This window comes from Paenibacillus farraposensis (assembly GCF_020736845.1).
In the GTDB taxonomy this organism is placed as follows: Bacteria; Bacillota; Bacilli; order Paenibacillales; family Paenibacillaceae; genus Paenibacillus; species Paenibacillus farraposensis.
In genome coordinates this window covers 1-347 of record NZ_JAFFQR010000082.1, presented here as the reverse complement: position 1 = coordinate 347, position 347 = coordinate 1, and the positions used below count along the sequence as shown (strand labels likewise).

Annotated in this window: 1 protein-coding gene; it reads left to right on the top strand. The window is 46.7% G+C overall.

The genetic code is table 11. The features are described from left to right. Positions 1 to 347 (top strand): RNA-guided endonuclease InsQ/TnpB family protein (locus tag JO375_RS13485; RefSeq protein WP_229524964.1); only part of this gene is annotated, 347 nt, incomplete at both ends.

Below are 347 nucleotides of genomic sequence, written 5' to 3'. Positions count from 1 at the left end.
TTTGTAAAGTTTGCAAAATCAAGAGAAGTTGAAGGACGCATTCTGAATTCCACGGTTCGTCAAAACGCAAGCGGTAAATTCTACATTTCAATCCTGTGTGAAGTGGACATTCAACCCTTATCCGAACGCAGTGAAGCCGTAGGTATCGACCTCGGCGTAAAGACCTTTGCGGTCTGCTCAACAGGTGAAGAAGTTGCCAATCCCAAACATCTTCGTCAATACGAAAAGCAATTGGTGTTTTGGCAACGACGACGATCTCGCCGCACCAAAGGAGGGGCGAACTGGCAGAAAGCAAAGCTACAAGTCGCTCGCATTCATGAGAAGATAGCGAATTGCCGCAACGATTT